The sequence below is a fragment of the Nocardia sp. 852002-51101_SCH5132738 genome (assembly GCF_001665695.1).
In the GTDB taxonomy this organism is placed as follows: domain Bacteria; phylum Actinomycetota; class Actinomycetes; order Mycobacteriales; family Mycobacteriaceae; genus Nocardia; species Nocardia nova.
Genome location: NZ_LZML01000114.1, coordinates 1 through 22,422, shown reverse-complemented (window position 1 = coordinate 22,422; position 22,422 = coordinate 1). Strand labels below are relative to the sequence as shown.

Here is a 22,422-nt window from a genome sequence, read left to right as displayed (position 1 = left end):
CGTGCACTATGAGGTGATCAAAATGTGGCGGAACCGGAAAGGGGTGCTCGTGGCGAGGAAACGGTGGAGCGAGCTGGACGAGCGGACACGGCGGCTGATCGTGGCCGCGACGGTGGTCGAAGGGATCTTGAAAATCGCGGCGCTGATCGATATCGCGCGCCGGCCGGCCGCGGAGATCCGGGGGTCGAAACTGCGGTGGGCGACCGCGGTGACACTGCTCAACTCGGCGGGTACGGTGCCGATCGCCTACTTCCTCGCCGGACGCCGGCAACCGGGCCGCACCCCCTCCTGAGGCCGGTCACCGTTCGCCGCGATAGTCCTGGCATCGGCAGCGCTCGGCCGCCGGCCCGGCGCCGCCGTCGCGCGAGACCAGGACTCCGGCGTCCACGGCGCTGCGGCAGCGGCCCGATACCGGGTCGTGCACGATATTGGAGTGCCCGCAGTGCGAGCACAGTCGGCGCGTCACCTTCCGCGGCACCAGAACCAGCAGCACCAGTGCCGAGAACGCGACGGTGACACCGACGAACCTGAGCAGATGTGGCCAATCCATTTCACGACCTCACTTTCCGGCCCAGTCCGCCGCGGCCGACCGCGATCAACGCCGTCGCAGGTGCATGCCGTAGGGGACCGCCTCGAGCAATGTCACGTTCACCGACGCCCCGCTGGGAATCCGGTACGAGCACACCTGCCCGGGCCGGGCACCGGTGAGCGCGCTGCCCAGCGGCGACTCGGGCGAATAGACCTCCAGCTCCTCGGTGTCGGCACCGTCGCGCCGGCCCAGCAGGAAGGTTTCGGTCTGCTCGTCGTCGAACCGGACGGTCAGCACCATCCCGGGTTCGGCGATGCCGTCGTCGGCGGGCGCCTGCCCGACCACGGCACGATCCAGCAACTCCTCCAACTCCAGCCGGCGCAACCGCCGCCCGGCCGCGGACTGTCCGTCCTCGTCCCCGGGACCGTGCTGCGCCGACCGCAACTCCAGTAATTCCCGCCGTAGCCGCTCGTACGCGTCCTGCGTCAACCAGACGCCTTCCGTTCCGGTCATCTCATTCTCTTCGTCCACTGCCGACAACACCCCGGACCCCGGACGGCACCACATCCGCCGCACCGAGGTCCATCTCCAGAGTGACCCGCCGGCACACCGGCTACATTGTCAGCAGAAAACAATCTCGATCGCACAGATTGTCAGTGGCGAACAGCGTGGCGCTCGCCCCGCTGTCCAGGAAGGAGCGGTGATCTGCGCCGATGGTGAAACTGGATCGGTTGATCAATATCGTGAGCCGCTACGGCGCCCGCCTGCACGGCACCGTCGTGGACCGCACCGTCGAGATCCACAGCGTCGCGGTCCACGATCCGATTCGCCCGCACGCGGCCACCGGCGACGTGTTCCTCGCCGTCGGCGCGGCCGACCTGGCCGAAGCGCTCGCCCTGGGCATCGACGCCCGCGCCGGCGTGATCGTGGCCCGCACCTCCGAGACACCGGACGCCCGGATCCGGCAGCTGCTCGACGATCGCGGCCCGGCTCTGATGACCGTCGATCCGAGCGTGTCCTGGAGCCAGATCGCCTCGGTGGTCTACGGGCTCGTCCTCGAGGGCCGCGAAACCGAATCCGGGCGCGGTCCCAGCGACCTGTTCGCCTTGGCCGACACCATCTCGGCGTCCCTGGACGGGCCGGTCACGATCGAGGATCAGCTCTCGCGCGTGATGGCCTACTCGACCGCGCACCACGACACCGACCCGGTGCGCTCGGACACCATTCTGGGCCGCCGCATGCCCGATCGGGTACGCCGATTCTTCGAGGAGCAGGGCATTTTCGCCCATCTCGCGCGCTCCGACGCGCCGCGCTACATCCCGCCCGCGCCCGAGCACGGGTTGCACGGGCGCACCGTGGCCGCGGTGCGCGCGGGCCGAGAGCTGCTGGGTTCGGTGTGGGTGTCCGGCCGTGAGCCGCTCTCGGCGGATCGGGCCAGAATCCTGCAGGAGGGCGCGCACACCGTCGCGCTGCATCTGCTGCGGTCGCGCGTCAGTGCCGATCTGGAACGGCAGGTCGAGTCGGAGCTGGTCATCGAACTGATCGAAGGCAGTCCCGACGCGGAGGCCGCGATCGGCAAGCTCGGCATCCCGGCGCGCGATCTGCGTGTCATCGCGTTGCAGGCCCACGCCGAGCAGGAACGCAACGCCGGCATCCTGCTCGCGTTCGAGCGCGCCACCACCGGTTTCGGCTGGTCGCGCGTGGGTCGCAGCACGCTGTTCGGCAATACCGTCTACACGCTGCTGCCGGCCGGTGAGGACCCGGCGCCGGCGTACCGGTGGATCGCCGACATCGCCGCGAGCCTGCCCGCGCACATGACCGTGGTCGCCGGAATCGGCGGCACCGCCGACGCGCGGGAGCTGCCCGCGAGCCGCCAGGAGGCCGACGAGTGCATGGCACTGCCGGCGACCGCCACCCCGGAACCGGCCTGCTACGACACCGCCTGGGACCGGGTCCTGATCCAGCGCCTGCGCTCGATGGCCTCCACCGGCCGGCTCCCGTCCCGAGATCCCGTCGCCCAGCTGGCCGAGATCGACGAGCGGGCCGGCACCCAGTACCTGCCCACGTTGAAGGCCTGGCTCGAAGCCCACGGCGATCCCGCCACCGCGGCCCGCACCCTGGCCGTGCACCCCAATACCGTGCGTCATCGGATGCGGCGCATGCGCGAGCTGGACTTTCTCGACCCGGATGATCCGGCCAAACGCACGGCGATGCTCATCGCCTTGTCGATCCACACCGGCTGAGCTCGGGCGGAAAATCGGTGGAGGCGGTGCCTCAGCCGGGCTAACGTCGCGCGGCGTGAGCATCGACGCGCAAGCCGGCAAGTGGGTGGAACTCAACCGCGCCAATTGGGACGAGCGCGTACCGATTCACGTCACGAGCGAGTTCTACGATCTGGACGGTTTCGTCTCCGGCGCCGAAGCGCTGCGCGACTTCGAACCCGACGAGGTCGGCGACGTGCGCGGAAAACGCCTGCTGCACCTGCAATGTCATATCGGCACCGATACCTTGGCGTGGGCGCGTCGCGGTGCGAGCGTCACCGGCGTGGACTTCTCCGAGCCCGCTGTCCGCACCGCGACCGACCTGGCCGCCCGCATCGGTATCACCGGCGCGCGGTTCGTGACCGCCAACGTCTACGACGCGGTGACGGCACTGGACCGCGACCGCTACGACATCGTCTACACCGGTGTCGGCGCCCTGGTCTGGTTGCCGGATCTGGTGCGCTGGGCGTCGGTGGTGGCCGAGTTGCTCACGCCGGGCGGCTTCGTCTACCTGACCGAATTCCACCCGTTCGGCGACATTCTCGCCGAGGACGACGGCCGCACCGTCGCCTACGACTATTTCGATCCCGCGCCGCAGGTGTTCGACGAGCCCGGCACCTACACCGACCCGGACGCGGCGACCACTGCGAACATGACAGTGCAGTGGCAGCACGGCATCGGCGACATCATCAGCGCACTCGCCGGTGCCGGGTTGCGCCTGGAGTTCCTCCACGAACACGACTTCACCCTGTATCCGCGGTTCCGCAACCTGGTCGGGGACGGCGGCCGGTACCGTCTGCCGCCCGGGCAGCCGCGGGTTCCGTTGCTGTTCTCGCTACGGGCATCGAAACCGCACGACTGCTGAAACACGCCGGCGCCGTGGGGCTTTCGCCGAACAGCCGGTAGCGGGTATCGCTGTCAGTGTTCGTCGTAGTGGCCGTCGTGGGGCGCGTGCCGATGCCCGTCGTGGAGATAGTCGACATGATCGCCGTGCGGGATGGCGACGTGCCCGCAGCCTTCGCCGTGCACGTGCTCGTGTCCGGCGTGTTCGGTGTGCCCGCTCGGTTCGCATTCGTCGACGTGGTCCCCGTGCACTCGGTGGATATGGCCGTCGTGCAGGTAGTCGACGTGGTCGCCGTGCGGCACCGCGACGTGCCCGCAGCCCTCGCCGTGGGTGTGCTCGTGTCCGGGATGGGTGGTGTGCCCACTGCTCGTCATCGGCGTTGCTCCCTTCGCTACGGCTCCCTCGATACTTCGTATCCTCGCAGGCATCGAGGCATTTGCGAAGGGGTTGCTCCCACACCGAAGGCCGCGGATTCACACCGGCCGGTCACTCCCGCGGTTCGGGCAACCACTGGCCGACGTAGGTCTCGCGGCGTCGGTTCACCTCGGCCCGCTTGGCCAGCGCGGCGTTGGCCGCGACCCGGACGAGGTAGGCGCGGGGGTTCTCGACCGGCTCGGCGCCGGGATCGCGATGCCGCCCGGCCCACGCGAGCCACACGTCCTGCAGCACGTCCTCGGTGTCGGCGACACTGCCGAGCATGGTGTAAACCACCGAGAACAGCAGCTCGCGGTAGGCGAGAAACCGATCGGTAAGCTCGTCGCCGGCGTCATGCTGCGGCGTCGACGCCATGGTGAACCTCCTCGGCCGTTCGATCGTCTGCCACCACAGAGTCCCCGAACCGCCCGGGTGTGACATCACCCGCGGACGGGTGATCCGGTTGCCCGGTGGTGATCCGGCGGCGGGGTGAGATCGTCGAGCACCACCAGATTTCCCCCGGCCTGTTTGGCCCGGTACATGGCGGCGTCGGCGGACTGCAGCAGCCGGTCCGGGGTCGGTCGCGGACATTGCGGGCAGATTCTGGCGTCGTAGACGGCGACACCGACGCTCGCGGTGACCTCGACCGTGGTGTCCGACGGTTCGGCGACCGTGCGGCGCAGGCGCTCGGCCTCCGCGCGAGCGAGATCGGCGGCGATCGGCGCGGCGACCACGAATTCCTCTCCGCCCGTGCGAGCCACCACCGCGGAGCGTCCCGCCGCCTCGTGCAGGCGCCGGGCGGTTCGCGCCAGCACGGTGTCACCGACGCGGTGACCCCAGGTGTCGTTGACGCTTTTGAATTTGTCGAGGTCGAAGGTCATGACGCTGATCGCCGGGTGCCGGTCGACCAGGAGCGGGAGCCGAATCTCGAGGCCGCGGCGATTCAGCAGTTCGGTGAGCGGGTCCGACAGCGATTCGGTGCGCAGCAGCCAGTAGAGGATCTGCAACGCGGGCAGGGCACTGACCACCGACACGAACAGCAGCAGCCCGACCGCGAGCGCCAGGCGCAGTTGCCCGCCGCCGGTGGCGATGCGCACCGACACCACGACCACCGCCAGCAGCGACCACGCCGAATGCGCGGCCAGCACCCGCGCATTGTGGAAGAAGCCGAGGTAGCTGCCGGTGACCACGAGCAGTACCGTGCCCATCGCCGCGAACACCCGATCCGGCACCTGCAGGAATTCCAGGATGAACAGCACATCGGCGCCGCCGATCAGCAGCAGCGATTCGGTTTTGCCGGGCCAGCGCAGCAGCCACCAGCGCAGTGCCCACAGCACCCCGCACGACACTCCGACCGCGGACGCGACGCCGGGATGGCCGGGCGGTCCCACCGGTGAGCCCGTGATCACCGCTCCCATCGCCGCGATCATCGCCCCGGCGACACCGACCAGCACTTTCAGCGGACCCAGCGCCGATCGGGCCGTCAGGCTGCGTACCAGCCAGCAGTAGTCGACCGGATCGTTCCACCAGGCCCGCAGTGTCTTGCCGCCATTCATCGACTCACCCTCGCACCCGGCCGGGTTGCCCGGCCGTCGCTCGTTACCGGTGCGAGAATCCTTGTGCGAGGACCTCAGGAATCTCACCAGCTGATCCGCAGCAGTCTAGACCGGCAACTCGGGCCCATCGGGCAAAAATGTGGCACTTGCGCGACGGCCGCCGCGAGCGACCGACCCGCGCGCATCCCGCGCGTGCCGCCTCGCCGGGATCGCGCGCATCGGCTCAGCGATCGCCGCCGCCAGCAGCAGACGCGCCACCGACGTCAGCCGGTTCGCCATCTCCCGGTAGCTGTAGTAGCCCATCCCGGCCTGGATCATCGCCCCGCTGACGGCGATGTTCAGGGCGTCGAGAAGCTCGCCGGTGCACGCGTCGCCCAGGGCGGTGCGGACGCGCTCGCTCAGGGCGGCACCGATGCGGGTGCGCAGGGCCGACACGTCGGGGTCGTGGCTGAGGATCGCGGCGGAGGCGGCCAGGCTCAGTTCCGGTTCCTCGGCCATCAGGTCACCCATCTCGATGAACACGGCCGCCAGCCGCTGCGACGGCGTATCTCCGGTGACCGGCCGCGCACACCAGGTGCGGATCCGGCGCCAGTACGCCTCGGCCACCAGATGCTGTTTCGCCGAGAAGTAGCCGTAGGCCGTGGCGTGGGTGAGCCCGGCGCGCCGGCACACCTCCCGCATCGACAACTGGTCGTAGCCCTGTTCGCGTAGCACGTCCAGACCGGCGTCGAGCAGGCGGTCCACGGTCTCGGCGGAGCGCCCGGCCAGAGAGCGCCGGGGCGGGCGAGGATGTATCGCGGCCTCCACCATGGGTCAGAAACTAGGATATACGCCTGTAAACAGCAAAGCCGACGCCGGACCCAGCGGGTGCGGAACGACCGACGAGGCACGATGGCATCCACCTCCACTCCCGCGCCGGGGCGCACCGAATTCGATCTGGAACAGGTCACCCTGCACGCCCTCACCTGGGGCGACCCCGCGGCGCCGCTCGCACTGTGCCTGCACGGCTACCCCGACACCGCCTGGACGTGGCGCCATCTCGGACCCGCACTGGCAGAGCACGGGTACTACGCCGTCGCACCGTTCAGCCGCGGATACGCTCCGTCGTCGGTGCCGGCCGACGGTGACCTGTCGACCGGCTCGCGCGTCGCCGACGCTCTCGGCATCGCCGAACGCCTCGGCGCCGACCGGGCCGTGGTCATCGGCCACGACTGGGGCGCCTTCACCGCGAATGCCATTGCCGCACTGCCCGAATCACCGTTCCGGGCCTTCGTCGCCGCGGCCGTTCCGCCCCTGGCGAGCGTGCGGATCACCCGCGGTGACCTCGCCCGCCAGGTCGGGCGGACGCTGGCGCAGTCGGTGAACAGCTGGTACATCCTCGCCAACCAGTTCCCCGCCGTTCCCGAACGGTTGTTCACCTCGATGACGGCATTCCTGTGGCGGCGATGGTCTCCCGGCTACGACGCCACCGACGACCTCGCTCACCTCGCCGCGGCCGCACCGCCGCAACACCGCTCGGCGATCATCGGCTACTACCGGCAACTGGTCCGGCCGCGGCCGACGCGACCCCGCGACCTCGACCGACTGCTGATGAGCCCACCGATCCACCCCATACTGCAGCTCTACGGCGCCACCGACGGATGCCTGCGCCCCGGCTTCTTCCACGATCTGGAGCGTCACCTGCCCGCGGGAAGCCGCGTCGTCCGCATCGCCGACGCGGGGCATTTCCTGCATTTGGAGAAGCCGGAGGAGGTCGACCGGATCATCCTCGACTACCTCGGCCCGGGCCGGTAGCCGCGGTTCACTGCGCCGTTTCCCCGATCAGCCGGCGCAGCAACCCCGCGTGGTAGAACAACGACTCCACATCCTCGGGTCGCTGCATCTCCCCGAAGTGCACCCGGCGGGCGCCGGTGCGCAGGAACACACACGCCCAGACCACGGCCGAGTAGACGTAGAACCACCGCAGGTCACCGAGTTCGACACCGGTGAGGCGACGATACGTGTCGCGAACATCGTTCTCGCGCAGCACATTCGGCAACCCCGGCAGCCCGGCCAGCCCGCTCAACTCCTGAAACACCAGATGCGCGAACACACACCACGCGACGTCGAGTTCGCGGGGGCCCACCGTGGTCATCTCCCAATCGAGGACCGCGGCCGGACGGAAGTCGCGGTAGAGCACATTGCCTATCCGCGCGTCACCCCACAACAGCACGGTCTCACCGGCCGCGATCTGCTCGGGCCAGTGGGTGTCGAGCCAGTCGAAGGCGCGCTCGACCAGCGCTGAACCCCCGATGTCGGGGACCGAGAACTCGTACCACGCCCGCAGCCAGGCCAGATTCCTGCCCAGCGCGGTGTCGCCGGCGCGGTCGGCGACAAGGAACCCGAATGCGCTGCCCGCGTCGGGAATCGAGTGCAGCTTCGCGAGCACCTCGATGGTGGCGTCCTGCAGTTCGCGCTGCTGTTCGGGGGCCGCGTCGTAGAACCAGTTGCCGCCGAACGTATACGGCATCACATCGGGCGGGACGATTCCCTCGACGTAGTCCATGATGAAGAACGGCGCCCCCAGCACCGTTCCCGTGTTCTCCAGAAACCGCACCCGCGGGACCGGAATGCCGGCCCTCGTACCGGCGGCCTCGATCACCTGGGCCTGATGATCCAGGCGGTAGACCGGGAAGACCGGGACGTCGGCCTCGGTGGGCGCCACCCGCATCACCCATTTCCGGTCCACGGGCGCGCCGTCGTCGTCCCAGTGGGCGGTGAGCACGATCGTCTCCGAGGACATGCCGTTGGCGTCGATCCCGCCGACCACGGTGATCTCGGGCCGCTGCCCGTTCGGCATGACCGTGGCCAGCCAGTCGGCGAGGATCGAGGGCAACTGGGTGACGTCGCGGCTCGAGCTCTGCAGCCGGCTGACGTTCTCCACGGTCGGTTCGGTAGCCACTGGCTGCCTCCTTTCACTCGGGCGGGTCACCCACGGGCCGCGCGGCTCTCATCGGGCGCCGATCGTGACCGGCATATGCCGGATACCGGTGTGTTTGTTGCTGCGGACGTACTCGACAGGCCCACGCGGAGTGAGGGTTTCGACCCGATCCAGCAGCGCGTCGAACATGACCCGCATTTCCATCCGCGCCAGCGACGCACCCAGGCAGAAGTGCACGCCGCGCCCGAACGCCACGTGCGGGTTGGGGTTTCTGGTGATGTCGAAGCGATGCGGGTCGGTGAACACACTGTCGTCGCGGTTGGCCGAGGCCCACCACAGCGTGACCTTGTCACCGGCGGCGATGCGGTGGCCGCCGATCCACACGTCCGCGGTGGCCGTGCGCCGGTTGTAGGGCGTCGAGGACGCCCAGCGCAGCATCTCCTCCACGGCAGCCGGCAGCCGAGACCTGTCCTGCTGCAACTGTTTCCACAGCTGCGGCGATTCGCTGAGCGCGGCCGTACCGATGGCGATGGAGTTGCGTGTCGTCTCGCTGCCCGCGGCCACGACGAGGGACAGGAACAGGTGTTGTTCGGCATCGGTCAGCGGCTCGTCGTCGACGAGTGCGTGCGTGATCACCGACAGCAGATCCTCACCCGGCGCGACGCATTTGCGCTGCAGCAGATCCGCGGCATAGGCGAACATGCGAGCCTGCGCCCGAGCGAGACGGTCGTCGACCTCACCGACTTCGCGGCCGTCGTAGTCCAGGGTGACGTTCGCCCAGTTCATCAATTCGTGGCGATCGGCTTGCGGCACACCGGCCAGTTCGGCGACGGCCTGCAGCGGCAGTTCCGCGGCCACGTCGGTGAGGAAGTCGCAGTCACCCTTCGCCACGGCCGCGTCGACGATATCGGCCGCGCGCCGGCGCAGGTCGTTCTCGATCCGCCGCAGCGCTCGGGGAGTGGTGCTGGGGGCGAGCAGGCGACGGATTTTCGCGTGGCGGGGATCGTCCATCATGTTCAGCAGCGCCCCGACCGGCACACCCAGCGGCATATCCTCGAGCGTGGTGCCGCCGCCGTCGCGTCCGCCGCCGGATTCGGAGGAGAATACCGTGGTGTCGGTGGCCGCGGCGACGATGTCGGCGTATCGGCTGAGCACCCAGAAACCGTCGCCGCCGGGGCTGTGCGCGGTGGGCGGATGGAACCAGACCGGCGTTTCGCGCCGCAGCCGATCGAATATCCGGTGTGGGAAGCCGTTGGTGAACCGGTCCAGGTCGGTGAGGTCGATGTCCTCGTGCACGACGTGTCACCTCCTTGCCCACATCACGCTTGCCCACATCACGAGATCGCCTGTCGGCGGCTGCCGGGCGTCGTCGCACGACCCCGGCAGCCTGCACCTTACAGGTGTCAATCCGGCCGTAAGGCGATATCGGGAGCGCTCGGTCCCACCCCGCCGATCGGGACGGCGGTCACGGTGTCTGCCCGATCTGGCGCAGGAACCTCAGGTTGTCCTCGATATGCCAATCCTCGACGATCCGGGCGTGGTCGTCGCCGAGGTGCTGGATGTCGATGGCGTCGAATTCGACGGCCTGCCCGGAACCGCCGGCCCCGTTGTAGCTGCCGGTGAAATGGCCGCGGAAGACCAGCCGGGCCGTGAGGGTGTCCCCGGTGACGTACAGATCCGACAGCTCACAGGTGAGGTCGGGGACGGCGGCGCGGAAGGCCTTCGACGCCGCGGCGGGTCCGGCCGGTCCCTGCGGCCGGCCCGGCGGCAGGGTGTTGTCCCGGAACGACGGTGTGACAGCCTGCCGCAGGTAGTCGACGTTGCCGGTGTTCCAGAAGGTGTAGAGCCGTTGTGCCGCACGAACTTCGCGTGCGGCCCGGTCGGCGCCGAGCCCGCCGTCGATGTGCACGGCTCGCGGTACGACCAGGTCGCCGGAACGGTCGACGGGGTCGGCCGGGTGCGGCGGCTGCGCCGAGCAGGCACCCAGAAGCAGTGCGGCGCAGACGAACAGCGCGATCCTCATGCCAGTCTCCCGCCGCCGTCGACATGCAGGGTGGTGCCGGTGAGGAAGGGATTGGTCAGCGCCAGCAGTGCCGCGGCGGAGATGTCGGCCGGTGTCCCGATCCGGCGAGCCGGATTGCGATCGGCGACGGTCCGGAAGAACTCCTCCTTGCCGGGGCCGTCCCACACACCCGAGTCGACGATGCCGGGGGAGATCGCGGTGACGCGCACCGGCGCCAACTCGACCGCCAGCGCCTCGGCCAGAGCGGCGGCCGCGGCGTTGGTGGTGGCCATGACCGACCGTCCCGGGGACGGTCGCCACGCCGCGACACCGGAGAACAGCAGCATCGCACCCCCGGCGCGGAATCGCGGAGCGAAGTGTTTGGCGAGCAGGATCGGCCCGATCACCTTGGCGTCGAAGGCGCGGCGCACCGCATCGTGGCCGAGTGTGGTGACCGGACCGTTGGCGTGGTCGGCGGCCAGTGACACCAGGTAGTCCACCTCGCCGATACGTTCGGCCACGGCACGCACGGTCGCCTCGTCGGCCAGGTCCAGTTCGGGCCGGCCCACCGAAATCACCTGCGCCCCTTGCGCTTCGGCGTCGGCGGCTAGACCACGGCCGATGCCCGATCCGGCGCCGACGATGACCATCTTCTTGTCTTGCAGCGTTGTCATGCCCGGTTCAGCAGCGCGACAGCGCCGGATAATCCCTTCGCCGAATGAATGTTTTCGATCGCTGCCATAGGATGTACGAATGCCAACGCTGCGGGCACTGGAATGCCTCATCGCCGTGCTCGACGCCGGCTCGATCACCGACGCCGCCACCGCACTGCACATGTCACAGCCCGCGCTGTCGCACCAGTTGGCGGCGCTCGAACGCGAGATCGGGGCACCGGTGCTGCAACGGCTCCCGCGCGGGGTGCGCGCCACCGCCATCGGCCGCGCTATCGAGGCCGACGCCCGTGCGGCGTTGACCGCGGCCGCTCGCGTCATCGACGGCGGGCGGGCCGCGGCCCGGGGCGAAGGCGGTCTGTTGCGACTGGCCTGTGCGGAGAGCCTGACCGCGAGTCTGCTCGCTCCCGTACTGCGTACCTGGTTGCGTCGCCACCCCGCGGTGCACGTGACGCTCACCGAGGCCACCAGCGCCGACGACCTCGTCCGCCACCTCGAATCCGGAACGGCCGACCTGGCTTTGGGGCCGCGGCCGACTCGCTGGACCGGCGCATCCGAACTCGTCGGCACCGAGGAGATCGTGGCGGTCCTCCCCGCCGACCACGCCCTGGCCCGGCAGGATCGGCTCGGCTTCGACGACCTCCACGACCAACCGGTGGTGCACTACCACCCCGACAACGGCCTCGCCGGCTGGCTCGACGCCCGAGCCGCGGTCCACGGCGTCACCCTCAGCCCGGTCATGCGCACCCGGCAGGCCGGCACCGCGGCACAACTGGCCGCGGCCGGACTCGGCATCGCCCTGGTCCCCGTCACTGCTCTGGGCCCCGGCCTGCCCGCGACCCTGAAACGCTTGCACCCCAGCGTGTCCCGCGATCTCGTCTGCCTGCTCGCCACCCCCGCCGATCCACTGCTGCGCCGCTTCGCCGCCGACCTCGTCGACCTCGGTGTCCCCGTGAACCCCTCGGCCGCACGACAACTCGGCTGATCCGCGACGGCTACGACGTACGCGGCCGTAGGCCGTCGAGCATCAGGTCGAGCAGGCGCCGCCAGTCCCCGCTGCCCGTGCGGATCGTCGCCGAGATCGCACCGACGAGCAGGTAGGCGTCCGCGGCGGTGCAGTCCTGCCGCAGCGCACCGGCCTCGCGATCGCCCGCGATGATCTCGCCGACAACGGCTTCCAGCCGGGCGCGAGACATTCCGCGCGGCTCGCTACCGGGCGAGCGGCGGGCGGCTTCGACGGCTGCGGACAGGCCGCGATCGGCGCTGAGCAGCTCACCGACATGCATCAGATAGCGTCGCAGCCCCTCGCCGGCACCGGCATGCGTGAGACATTCTGTGCGCGCGTAGTTCTCGATCTGCGCGAAGCGCTGTTCGGCGGCCGCGTCGACCAGTTCCGCGAGGGTGGGGAAGTGGCGATAGACCGTGCCGACCCCGACACCCGCCGCGCGCGCCACGTCGGGCAACTGCACCTGAGAGCCCTTCTCGGCGAACAATTCCCGAGCAGCCTCGAGGAGGCGGTCGCGGTTGCGTGCCGCGTCGGCGCGCGTCCTTCGTGGCGTCGCGGGCGTTGACATCCGTGCGTCCTTTCCGGCTACCATCTAGACGGAAGCGGATTCCGATTCCGTTTTGTCGCCGGAAGGGTAGCACACGATGCCGCACAACAGATTTCTCCGACTGGCCCCGGGCCAGGTACGCCCGGGCCGGATTCCGATGCCGCCCGCCTTCGCGGTCAAGGCCACCACCGCCGACACCGAGGGCCGGTTCTCCTTGCTCGAGGTGACCCTGGCCCGCGACATCCCGCGACACACCCACGAGGTGGCCGACGAAGCCATCTATGTGCTCAGCGGTGAACTCGGCGTCGACTTCGACGACCGGTCGTACGTCGCGCCCGCCGGAACGTTCGTCCTGCTGCCGCACGGCATCCCGCACGCCCTGCGCGCGGTCTCGAACCCGCCGCCCACAGTGATCCAGATATCGTCACCGGGCGGATGGGAATGCTATCTGGAAGATCTGTTCGACGCGGGACCCACCGTGCTCACCGACGGCGCGCTCGACCCACGCAAGATCAACCCCATCGCCGCGGCCCACAGCATCCGCTACGAGGAGTCCTGAACGACAGCCCGATACGGGCCCGGCGCAGCGATCAACGCGGGCCCGGAACGAGCTCGGCGGCCAGACCACTCGCCCACTCGCGCACATGCTGGGGGTCACGGAAATCGCCCGCCATCGTCTTGGCCATCGCCGCGGCCGGGAAACCGTGGGCATCGGCCTGCAGGCGGCCACCGAAAATCGTGTAATCCCGGGCATTCACGCGACGGGCGGCTCGCTCGACGGCTTTGACCCCCGGCACCTTTTCGGGACCGCCGGAGGTGAGCGAGTCGTCCAGCGGCCCACTGGCGAAGAGCCAGACCGGCCGCATGCGCATCTGCCGCGCGAAACGACGGGCGAAGCGGCGGGCGTGACGATGCCAGCGACCGGTGTAGAGCGCACCGCCGAGGACCACCGCCCCATAGCCGTCGAGGGAGCGGACTTCACGCGCATTGCGGACCTCGGCGTCGACACCGGCCGAGCGCAGCGACTCGCCGATCCACTCCGCCATTTCGGCAGTACCGCCCCGTGTGGAGCCGTACGCCACGAGAACAGGTTCCGATGTCACGGCGCACCTTCCTCTCACCGGCCGCAAGGGGCGGACTACGGATAGGCGATATTCGCGGCGGGCTGGGGCAGAAGCAGGATCCGGCCGATCGTGGCCGTCCATTCGCCGATCGCGGGCCAGTCGCGCAGGTCACCGAAGCGACCCCCGCCGAGCAGGCGGTAAATGATCCGCGCCTTCAACGACACCCCCACGTTCTCGAAATGGCCCGCGAAGGCGCGGTAGCCGACCGGATGGATCGAATCGCGCAACGCGGCGATCTTCGGCGGCACGATTCTGCCCATCCGCCGCCCGAGCGGCCCCCGCAGCGCCGGTCCGAGCCCCACGGTGAACAGCCACACATTCGTCGCGGCCAGCTCGTAGCGATGACTCCGAACGAACCCCGACATCTCGGGAAGCACATCCATGTTGTGCACGGCACTGCCGAGGATCACCGCGTCGAACCGCGACAACTCGGGCGCATGCGCCACATCGGCGACCTCCACATCCGCTCCGCGGTTGGCCAGCGCCGCCCCGATATAGTCGGCGATCTCACGGGTCGAGCCCTGCGCGGTGGCGAAAACGACTGCGATGCGAACAGTTTCGTGAGTCATACGTCGAGCCTGCACCCCGGCGCGCGACCCCTCCCAGAGGCGGCGTACCTCATGCGATGAGGACGAACGTCCCCAGTGGGCGGCCTCGCCACACCACCGGGGCCCGGCGCCGCGCCTGCGTCAGTGGATATGGTCCTGCCAGTCGGCGGGCACCTTCCCCGCCGGCCCCGGCACCGGCTGCGTCTCCGGACGGCTGGTCGGCGGCGCCAATTGCGGACCCTCACCGACCGCACCGTCGCGGTAGTCGTAGAACCAGTCCTCACCCGGTTCGAAGCTCTGGATGATCGGATGGCCGGTGCTGCGGAAGTGGGCGGTGGCGTGCTGGGCGGGGGAGGTGTCGCAGCAACCCACGTGCCCGCAGCGCGCGCACCGACGCAGATGCACCCACCAGCCGCCGGCGGCCACACACTCCGCGCAACCGGTCCCGCTGGCGGGCACCTCGACATCGATATCGCTGCCGGAATCGCTCACCGCTGATCTCCTCTCAGGGCCGCGACCACAGCTTCGGCCACGCCGCGGGCACTGGCGGGATTCTGACCGGTGATCAGCCGCCCGTCCGTCACGACGTGAACCCCGAACGGCTCGTCGGCCATGCTGTAGTCGGCGCCCACTTTCACGAGTTCGTCCTGAAGGTTGAACGGTACCGCGTCCGCACGTTGGGCGGCTTCCTCCTCCGGCCACGAGAACCCGGTCACCCGCCGCCCGGCGATCAGCGCGGCCCCGCTTTCCAGCGGGACGTTCAGCAAACCGACCGGCCCGTGGCACACCGCCGACACCACACGGCCGCTGTCGTGGAACGCCGCGGTCAGCGCGCCGAGATCGTCGCCGCCGAAGTCGAACATGACCCCGTGCCCGCCGGTGAAGTAGATCGCGTCGTAATCCTCGACCTCGACCTCGCCGATGCTGCGCGTACGGTCGAGCAGATCCATGAATTCCCGGTCGCGGTAACGGCGGTCGGTGCCGAGGTCGGCCAGGACGTCGTGCGCCAGGCTCTCCGGGTCGATGGGCACGAATCCGCCTGCGGGACTGGCGATGTCGACGGTATAGCCCCGTTCGGTGACATAGTCGTAGAAATGGGTCAGCTCGCCGAGCCACAGCCCGGTGCGATAGCCGACCTTCTCGTACTCTCCGGCATTGGTGACGATGACCAGAATCCGGTCGGTGGCCACAGCGATCTCCTTCCGGTCCGTGCGATGGGCGACCGGCCGTCCGAGATCACTGGCGTCCAATCCGGGAACACCGCCGGCCGCGTGATGTCGATCACAACGTAACACAGGAGTGATCGCCGGAGCCGCCCCGGAACCCGGGGGAGACTCACAGGAAAATACGGCGACATGCCCTACCTGGACTTCCTCGCACCGGGCATCATCGCCCAATCGGCGCTGTTCATCGCGATCTTCTACGGCATCCAACTGATCTGGGACGGCGACGCCGTCAGCCACGTCAACCCGCTCAGCTACGAGGTCGACGCCCTGCGCGGCCTGCTCGTCGGCGGCACCGCCGACCTGTGGACCGACTTCGGCGTCCTCGTCCTGGCCGCCCTCCTCGGAATCGCCTGTGCCTCAGCACTGTTGGGGCGCCTCACACGTTGACGCCCAGAACCTCGGCCGCGCCGGTTCAAGCTGGGCGGCCATCCGCGGCCGTGTGACGGACCTCCACGATCGGCAGCCGCAACGCGGCAGGGGAGGAGGGCGGTACCACCGGCGCCACCGGCGGGACCGGATCGATGCGCCGGTAGGGCAGATCCATCGGCGGACGCGAATCCCGCTCGTTCTTGTTCGGCCACATCGACGCCGCCCGCTCGGCCTGAGCGGCGATCGTCAACGAAGGATTCACACCGAGATTCGCCGAAATCGCCGACCCGTCCACGATGCTCAACGTCGGATAACCGTGCACACGGTGATACGGATCGATCACACCGTGCTCGCGGTCGCCGCCGATCACGCACCCACCGATGAAATGCGCCGTCATCGGCACACCGAAAATATCCGGCCAGGTACTGCCCGCCGTGGCGCCGAGTTTGCCGGCCACCCGCCGCGTCACCTCGTGCCCGGCCGGAATCCACGACGGATTCGGCTCGCCGTAGCCCTGTCTGCTGGTGTAGCGGCGACCGAACAGCCCGCGCCGGGTGAACGTGGTGATCGAATTGTCCAGACTCTGCATCACCAGCAGAATCAACGTCCGCTCACTCCAGCGCCGCGTCCGCAGCAACCGCACCGTCCGCACCGGATGGGTGGCCGCGATCGCCAGCACCCGCACCCACCGCGGCACGGCCTTCCCGCCGTCGACCAGATAGGTCTGCAACAACCCCATCGTGTTCGAGCCCTTGCCGTAGCGCACCGGCTCGATATGGGTATCGGCGGTCGGATGGAACGACGAGGTGATCGCCACACCCGCCGTCAGATCCAGGCCGGTGTGCACCCGGGTGCGGCCCGCGCCCAGAATCGCCTCCGAATTCGTGCGGGTCAGCACGCCCAGCTGCGGCGAGAGCGCCGGCAGCACCCCCGTATCACGCATCCGGAACAGCAACCGCTGCGTACCCCAGGTCCCCGCCGCCAGCACCACGTACCGCGCCGAGAAGCTGCGCTTGCCACCCCGCAATCGGCCCGTCCGGCGCGTCTCGACGCGCCAGCTGCCGTCGTCCTGCGGTCGCAGCGCGGTCACCGTCGTCATCGGATGTATTTGCGCCCCAGCGCTTTCGGCCAAACCGAGATAGTTCTTGACCAGCGTGTTCTTCGCGCCGTGCCGGCAACCGGTCATGCACTCGCCGCATTCGATACACCCCGTGCGCTCCGGTCCGACGCCACCGAAATAGGGGTCTGCGCTCACGACTCCGGGCTCGCCGAAGTACACGCCGACCGGCGTCGGGACGTAAGTATCGGCGACGCCCATATCCTCGGCCACCGAGCGGATGATCTCATCGGCCGGGGTGGTGTGCGGATTCTCCACGACACCGAGCATGCGCCGAGCCTGGTCGTAGTGCGGGGTGAGTTCGGCGTCCCAGTCGGTGATCTCGGCCCACTGCCGGTCCTCGAAGAACGCGGGTCCCGGTTTGTAGAGGGTGTTGGCGTAGTTGAGCGAGCCGCCGCCGACTCCGGCGCCGGCGAGGATGAAGCAGTCGCGCAGCCGGTGGATTCGCTGGATGCCGTAGCAGCCCAGTGCCGGCGCCCACAGATATCGCCGCAGATCCCAGCTCGTGGTGGCGAAGTCGGCGTCTTCGTAGCGTCGCCCGGCCTCGAGTACCGCGACCGAATATCCCTTCTCCACCAATCGCAATGCCGTCACACTGCCGCCGAATCCGGATCCGACGATCACCACATCGACATCGAAAGGCCGCGCTGCCTTCATGACACCTCCTACCGAGGACGCTAACAAGTCACCACCGCGGCCGCGACGGTCTCGTGGCGGGTACCAAACCGGGCGGTGCGCACTGCCTTCGAATCACAAGACGTGCGGGAGGCGCGCGGTGATGTGTATCGGATCCGTCGGCGGCAGACCCGGCCCAAGCACCCTCATTCCGTCACTGTGACGTTTCGCGCCGGGAATCCGGGACGCCGGGGAAGTGGCCGATAGGAGCGGGATCGACCCGATGGACGCGCCAGTAAATTTTCCGGCAAATTGGACCGGCGGCGAAAAAGTTCATCAGGAGGGATTCGGCAGATTTACGCGAGACGGCGGCGCCGAACGCGAATGTCGACAGCATGCGGGACAGCCGAGCAGCGCGGCCGAGGCGTGGGAGACGGATGCCGAAACATGCTGACACGCAAGGGTAAATGCAGCCTCCGGCACCCGTTCCATTGCGCCGATAATCTACATTATGTCAAGTAACGCCGGTCTGGCCCGATCCCCTCACCGATCCAGCCGACGATTGAGGATCTTCGCGATCTCGGCGACCACCCCGGGTTCGGTCATCGCCAGATGCTCGGCCGCGATGTCGACGTTGGAGATCTGACCGGTGACGAACCGGGCCCAACCCTCGTGGCCCGCGGCGTCGTCACGCCGGTCCTTCGTGGCGGTGAAATACAGCATGTCGGCATCGATGACCGGTGGCCGCCAGGCGCTCGCGGCGCGGATGGACAGGTTGTAGGCGTCGGTCATGCGTTCGATGGTCGCGGCGTCGATGGCGAAGCTGTCCCCCAGCTGCTGCCGGATCAGTTCGGCGGCCTCTTCCGCGGTCGCGTCGGCGCCGACGACGTCGATGCCCATGACCGGACCGAGATTGCTGATCAGCTCCCCTGGCGTGGCCTCGGTGACCTCCGTGGCGTCGATCCCTTCGGCCTCGGCGTCCAGCAGCGCCAGCAATGCGACTTCCTCACCGGCCGAACGCATTTCGGCGGCGACGGCGTGTGCGATCTGCCCGCCCAGCGACCAGCCGAGCAGATGGTAGGGCCCGTGCGGCTGGATGGCGCGGATCTCCTGGAAGTAGCGGCGCGCGATCTCCTCGAATGTTTGCGGGCCCGGCACTTCCCCACCGATCTGCGGCGCCTGCAGACCGTAGATCGGGCGGTCGCCGGCGAGATGGTCGCCGAAGGTGTAGTAGCACCACGACAGGCCCGACGCGGGATGGATGCAGAACAGCGGTGGCCGGCTGCCGCCCGTCCGGATCGGCAGCACGACGTCCAGACCGAATGCCGCCGGCCCGGATTCGTGGTGGCCGTTGCTCATTCCGGTTTCGATGCGCTTGGCCAGGTCGGCCGGATTCGGATCCGACAGCATCCACCCCAGCGGGATCTCGAAATGGAGTTCCTTGGTGAGTTCGCTGGCGACCTGCACCGAGCGCAGCGAGTTGCCGCCGAGGGCGAAGAAGTCGTCGTCGGCGCCGACGTGGGTGAGGCCGAGGACGTGTTCGAAGGCGCGCGCGACCTCACCTTCGAGCCAGGTCGAGGGTTCGCGGAACTCCCCTACCGCGGCCACCGGTTCGGGCAGCCGGGCGCGGTCGAGTTTGCCGGAGGCGGTGAGCGGCACGGTGTCGAGCACCATGAGGGTGCTGGGCACCATGTAGTTGGGCAACTCGGCGGCGGCGTGGGCGAGGACCGCGGCGGTGTCGACGGTGGCGCCGGCGGCGGGCACCAGGTAGCCGACGAGCTGGGCGGCGATCTCGCTGGAGTGGACGACGGCGATGGCGCGGGCGACGCCGGGGTGTTCGGCGAACACGGTTTCGATTTCGCCGAGTTCGATACGCAGTCCGCGCAGTTTGACCTGGAAGTCGGTGCGGCCCAGGTATTCCAGTTCGCCGTCACGGCGGCGGCGCCGCACGAGGTCGCCGGTGCGGTACATGCGTCCGCCGTTGTTGTAGGGGTCGGGCACGAACCGTTCGGCGGTGAGGACGGGGCGAGCGTGGTAGCCGCGCGCGATCTGGGTGCCGGCGAGGTACAGCTCCCCCGCCACGCCGGGCGGTACCGGGTTGAGCCGGGCGTCGAGGACGTAGGCGCGCGCGTTCCAGACGGGCATGCCCATCGGCACGCTGCCCTGGTCGGTGTCGGTGACGTGGTGGGAGGTGACGTGCACGGTGAATTCGGTGGGCCCGTACAGGTTGTGCAGTTCGACGTCGGGCAGCACGCGCCGGACGGCGGCTAGGGTGTCGGACCCGAATGCCTCTCCCCCGATGAGCAGTGCGCGCAGCGAGGTCAGGGTGCGGACGGGTGCGGCTTCGGCGAAGACGGCGAGCATGGACGGCACGAACGATGTGATCGTGATCTGTTGTGCGGCAATGGTTTCGGCGAGGTAGGCGGGGTCGGTGTGGCCGTCGGAGCGGGCGATGACGAGGTGGGCGCCCACGCCCAGGGTGGCGAACAGTTCCCACACCGAGACGTCGAAGGTGGCCAGTGTCTTCTGCAGGACCACATCGTCCGCGTCGAGGCCGTATTCGTCGCTGAGCCAGCGGATCTGGTTGACGGCGGCGCCGTGCGGGACGGCGACGCCTTTGGGGCGGCCGGTCGATCCGGAGGTGAACAGCACGTAGGCGACATTGGTCGCTCGCAGTGGGGCGTGGCGGTCGTGGTCGGCGACGGGTGTGTCGTCGAATGCGGACAGGTCGATGTCGTCGAGGGTGGACAGGACCACGACGGGTGTGGCGGTGGCCAGCATGTAGTCGATGCGGTCGGCGGGCAGGTCGGGGTCGACGGGGACGTAGCCGCCGCCGGCGGCGAGCACGGCGTAGAGGGCGGTGACCTGGTCGAGCGAGCGGCGCATCCGCACGGCGACCAGCTTTTCCGGGCCGACGCCGCGGGTGATGAGCCAGCGGGCGAGCCGGTTGACGCGGGCGGAGAACTGCGCGTAGGTCAGCGACAGGTCGCCGTAGGTGACGGCGGTGCGGTCGCGGTATGCCGGTACCGCGTCGGCGAACATGGAGGTCAGTGTTTCGTCGGTGGGCAGGGTGTGGTGGGTGGTGTTCCAGCGGTCGACGACGTTGTGGTGTTCGTCGGCGTCGAGCAGGTCGACGTCGTAGACGAGGCCGGTGGGGTCGGCGACGAGGGCGCGCAGCAGCCGGTCGAGGCGGGCGGCGATGCCGGTGACGGTGTCGGGGTCGAACAGGTCGCGGGCGTAGGTGATGCCGCCGGTGATGCCGGCGGGGCCGCCGTGGTCGTCGTAGCTGTCGGAGACGGTGATCTGCAGGTCGAACAGTGAGGTGTCGATGTCGGCTTCGACGGCGGAGAGGGTGAGTTCGGGCAGTTCGAATTCGGTGCCGGTGAGGTTTTGGAAGGCGAGCATCACCTGGAACAGCGGGTGGTGGGCGTGGGAGCGGGCGGGGTTGAGTTCTTGCACGAGTCGTTCGAAGGGGACGTCGGCGTGTCCGAAGGCGGCGAGGTCGGTGTCGCGGACCTGGTCGAGCAGGTCGGTGAACGTCATGTCGGTGCGCAGGTGGCTGCGCAGGACGAGGGTGTTGACGAACATGCCGACGAGTTCGTCGAGTTCGGGTTCGCCGCGTCCGGCGTAGGGGGTGCCGATGGTGATGTCGTCGGTGCCGGCGAGGCGGGCGAGGACGGCGGCGAGTGCGGCGTGGAACACCATGAACAGGGTGGTGTTGTGGGCGCGGGCGATGTGTTGCAGCCGGGCGTGGAGTTCGGGGTCGACGGTGAGGGGGACGGTGGCGCCGGCGTAGGTTTGCACGGGCGGTCGCGGCCGGTCGGTCGGCAGGGCGAGCAGTGCGGGTGCGTCGGCGAGTTGGGTTGTCCAGTAGTCGATTTGGGCGTGCAGCAGCGAGTCGGGGTCGTCGTCGCCGCCGAGGACGCTGCGTTGCCAGAGGGCGTAGTCGGCGTATTGGACGGGCAGCGGCGGCCAGGCGGGGGCGTCGCCGTCGAGTCGTGCGGTGTAGGCGAGGGTGAGGTCGCGGGCCAGTGGTGCGAGGGAGGATCCGTCGCCGGCGATGTGGTGGACGACGAGGGCGAGGGTCCAGGTGTCGTCGGCGATCTCGTAGAGCCGGATGCGCAGCGGCACGGTGGTGGTGACGTCGAAGACGGTGGCCAGTAGCGCCGAGAGGGTGTGTGGGAGTTCGGTTTCGGGGATGCGGGTGATGGTGAGGGGTGGGACGGCTTCGGTGGCCGGGAGGATTTTCTGGGTGGGTTCGCCGTCGACGGCCGGGTAGATGGTGCGCAGTACTTCGTGGCGGGTGATGACGTCGCCGATGGCGGTGTGCAGGGCGTGGGTGTCGAGGCGGCCGGTGAGCCGGATGACGATGGGGATGCTGTAGGCGGGGGTGTCGGGTTCGAAGCGGTTGAGGAACCACATCCGCTGTTGTGCGTAGGACAGTGGGATGTGTTGTGGGCGTGGTTGTTCGGTGAGGGCGATGCGGCGGGTGTCGGCGTGGGATTCGGCGCGGGCGGCGAGTTTGGCGACGGTGGGCGCGTCGAAGATCATCGACACGGGGACGCGGGTGTCGAGGGCGGCGCCGATGCGGGCGGCGGCGCGGGTGGCGACGAGGCTGTTGCCGCCGAGGTCGAAGAAGTTGTCGTCGGCGCCGATGGTGGTGTCGAGGCCGA

The 22,422-nt window shown here is 69.1% G+C and carries 23 protein-coding genes and 1 pseudogene; 7 read left to right on the top strand and 17 right to left on the bottom strand.

Annotated features, from left to right (window positions below):
* The first annotated feature begins 49 nt into the window (after positions 1 to 49).
* Positions 50 to 292: a hypothetical protein gene (locus A5789_RS16955; protein WP_227463174.1), complete on the top strand. Its 243-nt coding sequence runs from the start codon at positions 50 to 52 to the stop codon at positions 290 to 292.
* A gap of 6 nt (positions 293 to 298) precedes the next feature.
* Here A5789_RS16955 and A5789_RS16950 read toward each other — a convergent pair whose 3' ends face one another.
* Complete coding sequence (locus tag A5789_RS16950; RefSeq protein ID WP_030516939.1) at positions 299 to 550, bottom strand: hypothetical protein; 252 nt, start codon at positions 548 to 550, stop codon at positions 299 to 301.
* 45 nt (positions 551 to 595) lie between these two features.
* On the bottom strand, positions 596 to 1,042 hold the full coding sequence (locus tag A5789_RS16945) for a GreA/GreB family elongation factor (protein WP_063016795.1): 447 nt from the start codon (positions 1,040 to 1,042) through the stop codon (positions 596 to 598).
* Positions 1,043 to 1,242: 200 nt separating this feature from the next.
* Here A5789_RS16945 and A5789_RS16940 point away from each other — a divergent pair, with 200 nt between their 5' ends.
* Both A5789_RS16940 and A5789_RS16935 read left to right on the top strand, forming a co-directional pair.
* The gene (locus A5789_RS16940) at positions 1,243 to 2,772 is read left to right on the top strand and encodes a CdaR family transcriptional regulator (protein ID WP_064904366.1); all 1,530 of its coding nucleotides are present in this window, start codon (positions 1,243 to 1,245) and stop codon (positions 2,770 to 2,772) included.
* A 55-nt stretch (positions 2,773 to 2,827) separates the two neighbouring features.
* Positions 2,828 to 3,655, top strand: a complete 828-nt coding sequence (locus A5789_RS16935) for a bifunctional 2-polyprenyl-6-hydroxyphenol methylase/3-demethylubiquinol 3-O-methyltransferase UbiG (protein ID WP_064923599.1) — start codon at positions 2,828 to 2,830, stop codon at positions 3,653 to 3,655.
* A gap of 53 nt (positions 3,656 to 3,708) precedes the next feature.
* Here the strand turns inward: A5789_RS16935 and A5789_RS16930 are convergent, their stop codons facing one another.
* The 4 genes from A5789_RS16930 to A5789_RS16915 form a co-directional block, all read right to left on the bottom strand.
* The gene (locus tag A5789_RS16930) at positions 3,709 to 4,008 is read right to left on the bottom strand and encodes a hypothetical protein (protein ID WP_063016746.1); all 300 of its coding nucleotides are present in this window, start codon (positions 4,006 to 4,008) and stop codon (positions 3,709 to 3,711) included.
* 112 nt (positions 4,009 to 4,120) lie between these two features.
* Positions 4,121 to 4,423, bottom strand: coding sequence for a sigma factor (locus A5789_RS16925; RefSeq protein WP_064904364.1), 303 nt, complete (start codon positions 4,421 to 4,423; stop codon positions 4,121 to 4,123).
* A gap of 65 nt (positions 4,424 to 4,488) precedes the next feature.
* The gene (locus A5789_RS16920) at positions 4,489 to 5,604 is read right to left on the bottom strand and encodes a GGDEF domain-containing protein (protein ID WP_063016742.1); all 1,116 of its coding nucleotides are present in this window, start codon (positions 5,602 to 5,604) and stop codon (positions 4,489 to 4,491) included.
* Positions 5,605 to 5,709: 105 nt separating this feature from the next.
* The gene (locus A5789_RS16915) at positions 5,710 to 6,414 is read right to left on the bottom strand and encodes a TetR/AcrR family transcriptional regulator (RefSeq protein WP_064904362.1); all 705 of its coding nucleotides are present in this window, start codon (positions 6,412 to 6,414) and stop codon (positions 5,710 to 5,712) included.
* An 81-nt stretch (positions 6,415 to 6,495) separates the two neighbouring features.
* On the opposite strand from A5789_RS16915, the gene A5789_RS16910 reads away from it, so the two are divergent.
* Entirely contained in the window at positions 6,496 to 7,398 is a 903-nt protein-coding gene (locus A5789_RS16910; RefSeq protein ID WP_064904360.1) for an alpha/beta fold hydrolase, read from the top strand.
* A gap of 7 nt (positions 7,399 to 7,405) precedes the next feature.
* On the opposite strand, the gene A5789_RS16905 is transcribed toward A5789_RS16910, so the two are convergent.
* From A5789_RS16905 to A5789_RS16890, 4 genes are all read right to left on the bottom strand, one after another.
* Entirely contained in the window at positions 7,406 to 8,545 is a 1,140-nt protein-coding gene (locus tag A5789_RS16905) for a phosphotransferase family protein (RefSeq protein WP_064904358.1), read from the bottom strand.
* 48 nt (positions 8,546 to 8,593) lie between these two features.
* Positions 8,594 to 9,820, bottom strand: a complete 1,227-nt coding sequence (locus A5789_RS16900) for a cytochrome P450 (protein ID WP_064904356.1) — start codon at positions 9,818 to 9,820, stop codon at positions 8,594 to 8,596.
* Positions 9,821 to 9,989: 169 nt separating this feature from the next.
* Complete coding sequence (locus tag A5789_RS16895) at positions 9,990 to 10,547, bottom strand: ester cyclase (protein WP_064904354.1); 558 nt, start codon at positions 10,545 to 10,547, stop codon at positions 9,990 to 9,992.
* Positions 10,544 to 11,200, bottom strand: coding sequence for an SDR family oxidoreductase (locus A5789_RS16890; protein WP_064904352.1), 657 nt, complete (start codon positions 11,198 to 11,200; stop codon positions 10,544 to 10,546). Before A5789_RS16890 ends, A5789_RS16895 begins: the two co-directional genes overlap by 4 nt.
* Positions 11,201 to 11,279: 79 nt before the next feature.
* On the opposite strand from A5789_RS16890, the gene A5789_RS16885 reads away from it, so the two are divergent.
* Positions 11,280 to 12,182 (top strand): LysR family transcriptional regulator, encoded by a 903-nt coding sequence (locus tag A5789_RS16885; protein WP_064904351.1) that lies wholly within the window; start codon positions 11,280 to 11,282, stop codon positions 12,180 to 12,182.
* A gap of 10 nt (positions 12,183 to 12,192) precedes the next feature.
* Here A5789_RS16885 and A5789_RS16880 read toward each other — a convergent pair whose 3' ends face one another.
* Positions 12,193 to 12,771: a TetR/AcrR family transcriptional regulator gene (locus tag A5789_RS16880; protein WP_064904380.1), complete on the bottom strand. Its 579-nt coding sequence runs from the start codon at positions 12,769 to 12,771 to the stop codon at positions 12,193 to 12,195.
* Positions 12,772 to 12,847: 76 nt separating this feature from the next.
* On the opposite strand from A5789_RS16880, the gene A5789_RS16875 reads away from it, so the two are divergent.
* Complete coding sequence (locus A5789_RS16875; protein ID WP_063016143.1) at positions 12,848 to 13,309, top strand: cupin domain-containing protein; 462 nt, start codon at positions 12,848 to 12,850, stop codon at positions 13,307 to 13,309.
* A 31-nt stretch (positions 13,310 to 13,340) separates the two neighbouring features.
* Here A5789_RS16875 and A5789_RS16870 read toward each other — a convergent pair whose 3' ends face one another.
* From A5789_RS16870 to A5789_RS16855, 4 genes are all read right to left on the bottom strand, one after another.
* A complete protein-coding gene (locus A5789_RS16870) occupies positions 13,341 to 13,853 on the bottom strand; it encodes a flavodoxin domain-containing protein (protein WP_063016145.1) in 513 nt (170 codons plus the stop codon).
* Between the two features lie 35 nt (positions 13,854 to 13,888).
* Positions 13,889 to 14,443 carry a flavodoxin domain-containing protein gene (locus tag A5789_RS16865; RefSeq protein ID WP_063016147.1) on the bottom strand — a complete coding sequence of 185 codons (555 nt, stop codon included), beginning with the start codon at positions 14,441 to 14,443 and terminating at the stop codon, positions 13,889 to 13,891.
* A 120-nt stretch (positions 14,444 to 14,563) separates the two neighbouring features.
* The gene (locus tag A5789_RS16860; protein WP_063016149.1) at positions 14,564 to 14,914 is read right to left on the bottom strand and encodes a UBP-type zinc finger domain-containing protein; all 351 of its coding nucleotides are present in this window, start codon (positions 14,912 to 14,914) and stop codon (positions 14,564 to 14,566) included.
* Positions 14,911 to 15,612, bottom strand: coding sequence for a type 1 glutamine amidotransferase domain-containing protein (locus A5789_RS16855; RefSeq protein WP_082940768.1), 702 nt, complete (start codon positions 15,610 to 15,612; stop codon positions 14,911 to 14,913). The genes A5789_RS16860 and A5789_RS16855 overlap by 4 nt, the downstream gene beginning before the upstream one ends.
* Positions 15,613 to 15,771: 159 nt before the next feature.
* Here A5789_RS16855 and A5789_RS16850 point away from each other — a divergent pair.
* Positions 15,772 to 16,035 (top strand): annotated as a pseudogene (locus A5789_RS16850) (hypothetical protein); the annotation flags it as partial.
* 25 nt (positions 16,036 to 16,060) lie between these two features.
* Here the strand turns inward: A5789_RS16850 and A5789_RS16845 are convergent.
* Positions 16,061 to 17,791 carry an FAD-dependent oxidoreductase gene (locus A5789_RS16845; protein WP_064904348.1) on the bottom strand — a complete coding sequence of 577 codons (1,731 nt, stop codon included), beginning with the start codon at positions 17,789 to 17,791 and terminating at the stop codon, positions 16,061 to 16,063.
* Positions 17,792 to 18,292: 501 nt separating this feature from the next.
* Positions 18,293 to 22,422: non-ribosomal peptide synthetase (locus A5789_RS16840; RefSeq protein WP_156773014.1), on the bottom strand; the 4,130-nt coding region annotated here is incomplete at its 5' end.

Excerpts from the sequence above, each read along its gene's own strand:
- A5789_RS16930 (WP_063016746.1), bottom strand. The coding sequence starts at position 4,008 with ATGACGAGCAGTGGGCACACCACCCATCCCGGACACGAGCACACCCAC.
- A5789_RS16875 (WP_063016143.1), top strand. The coding sequence starts at position 12,848 with ATGCCGCACAACAGATTTCTCCGACTGGCCCCGGGCCAGGTACGCCCG.
- A5789_RS16890 (WP_064904352.1), bottom strand. The coding sequence starts at position 11,200 with ATGACAACGCTGCAAGACAAGAAGATGGTCATCGTCGGCGCCGGATCG.
- A5789_RS16895 (WP_064904354.1), bottom strand. The coding sequence starts at position 10,547 with ATGAGGATCGCGCTGTTCGTCTGCGCCGCACTGCTTCTGGGTGCCTGC.
- A5789_RS16945 (WP_063016795.1), bottom strand. The coding sequence starts at position 1,042 with ATGACCGGAACGGAAGGCGTCTGGTTGACGCAGGACGCGTACGAGCGG.
- A5789_RS16920 (WP_063016742.1), bottom strand. The coding sequence starts at position 5,604 with ATGAATGGCGGCAAGACACTGCGGGCCTGGTGGAACGATCCGGTCGAC.
- A5789_RS16925 (WP_064904364.1), bottom strand. The coding sequence starts at position 4,423 with ATGGCGTCGACGCCGCAGCATGACGCCGGCGACGAGCTTACCGATCGG.
- A5789_RS16950 (WP_030516939.1), bottom strand. The coding sequence starts at position 550 with ATGGATTGGCCACATCTGCTCAGGTTCGTCGGTGTCACCGTCGCGTTC.
- A5789_RS16910 (WP_064904360.1), top strand. The coding sequence starts at position 6,496 with ATGGCATCCACCTCCACTCCCGCGCCGGGGCGCACCGAATTCGATCTG.
- A5789_RS16845 (WP_064904348.1), bottom strand. The coding sequence starts at position 17,791 with ATGAAGGCAGCGCGGCCTTTCGATGTCGATGTGGTGATCGTCGGATCC.
- A5789_RS16885 (WP_064904351.1), top strand. The coding sequence starts at position 11,280 with ATGCCAACGCTGCGGGCACTGGAATGCCTCATCGCCGTGCTCGACGCC.
- A5789_RS16940 (WP_064904366.1), top strand. The coding sequence starts at position 1,243 with ATGGTGAAACTGGATCGGTTGATCAATATCGTGAGCCGCTACGGCGCC.
- A5789_RS16865 (WP_063016147.1), bottom strand. The coding sequence starts at position 14,443 with ATGACTCACGAAACTGTTCGCATCGCAGTCGTTTTCGCCACCGCGCAG.
- A5789_RS16915 (WP_064904362.1), bottom strand. The coding sequence starts at position 6,414 with ATGGTGGAGGCCGCGATACATCCTCGCCCGCCCCGGCGCTCTCTGGCC.
- A5789_RS16880 (WP_064904380.1), bottom strand. The coding sequence starts at position 12,771 with ATGTCAACGCCCGCGACGCCACGAAGGACGCGCGCCGACGCGGCACGC.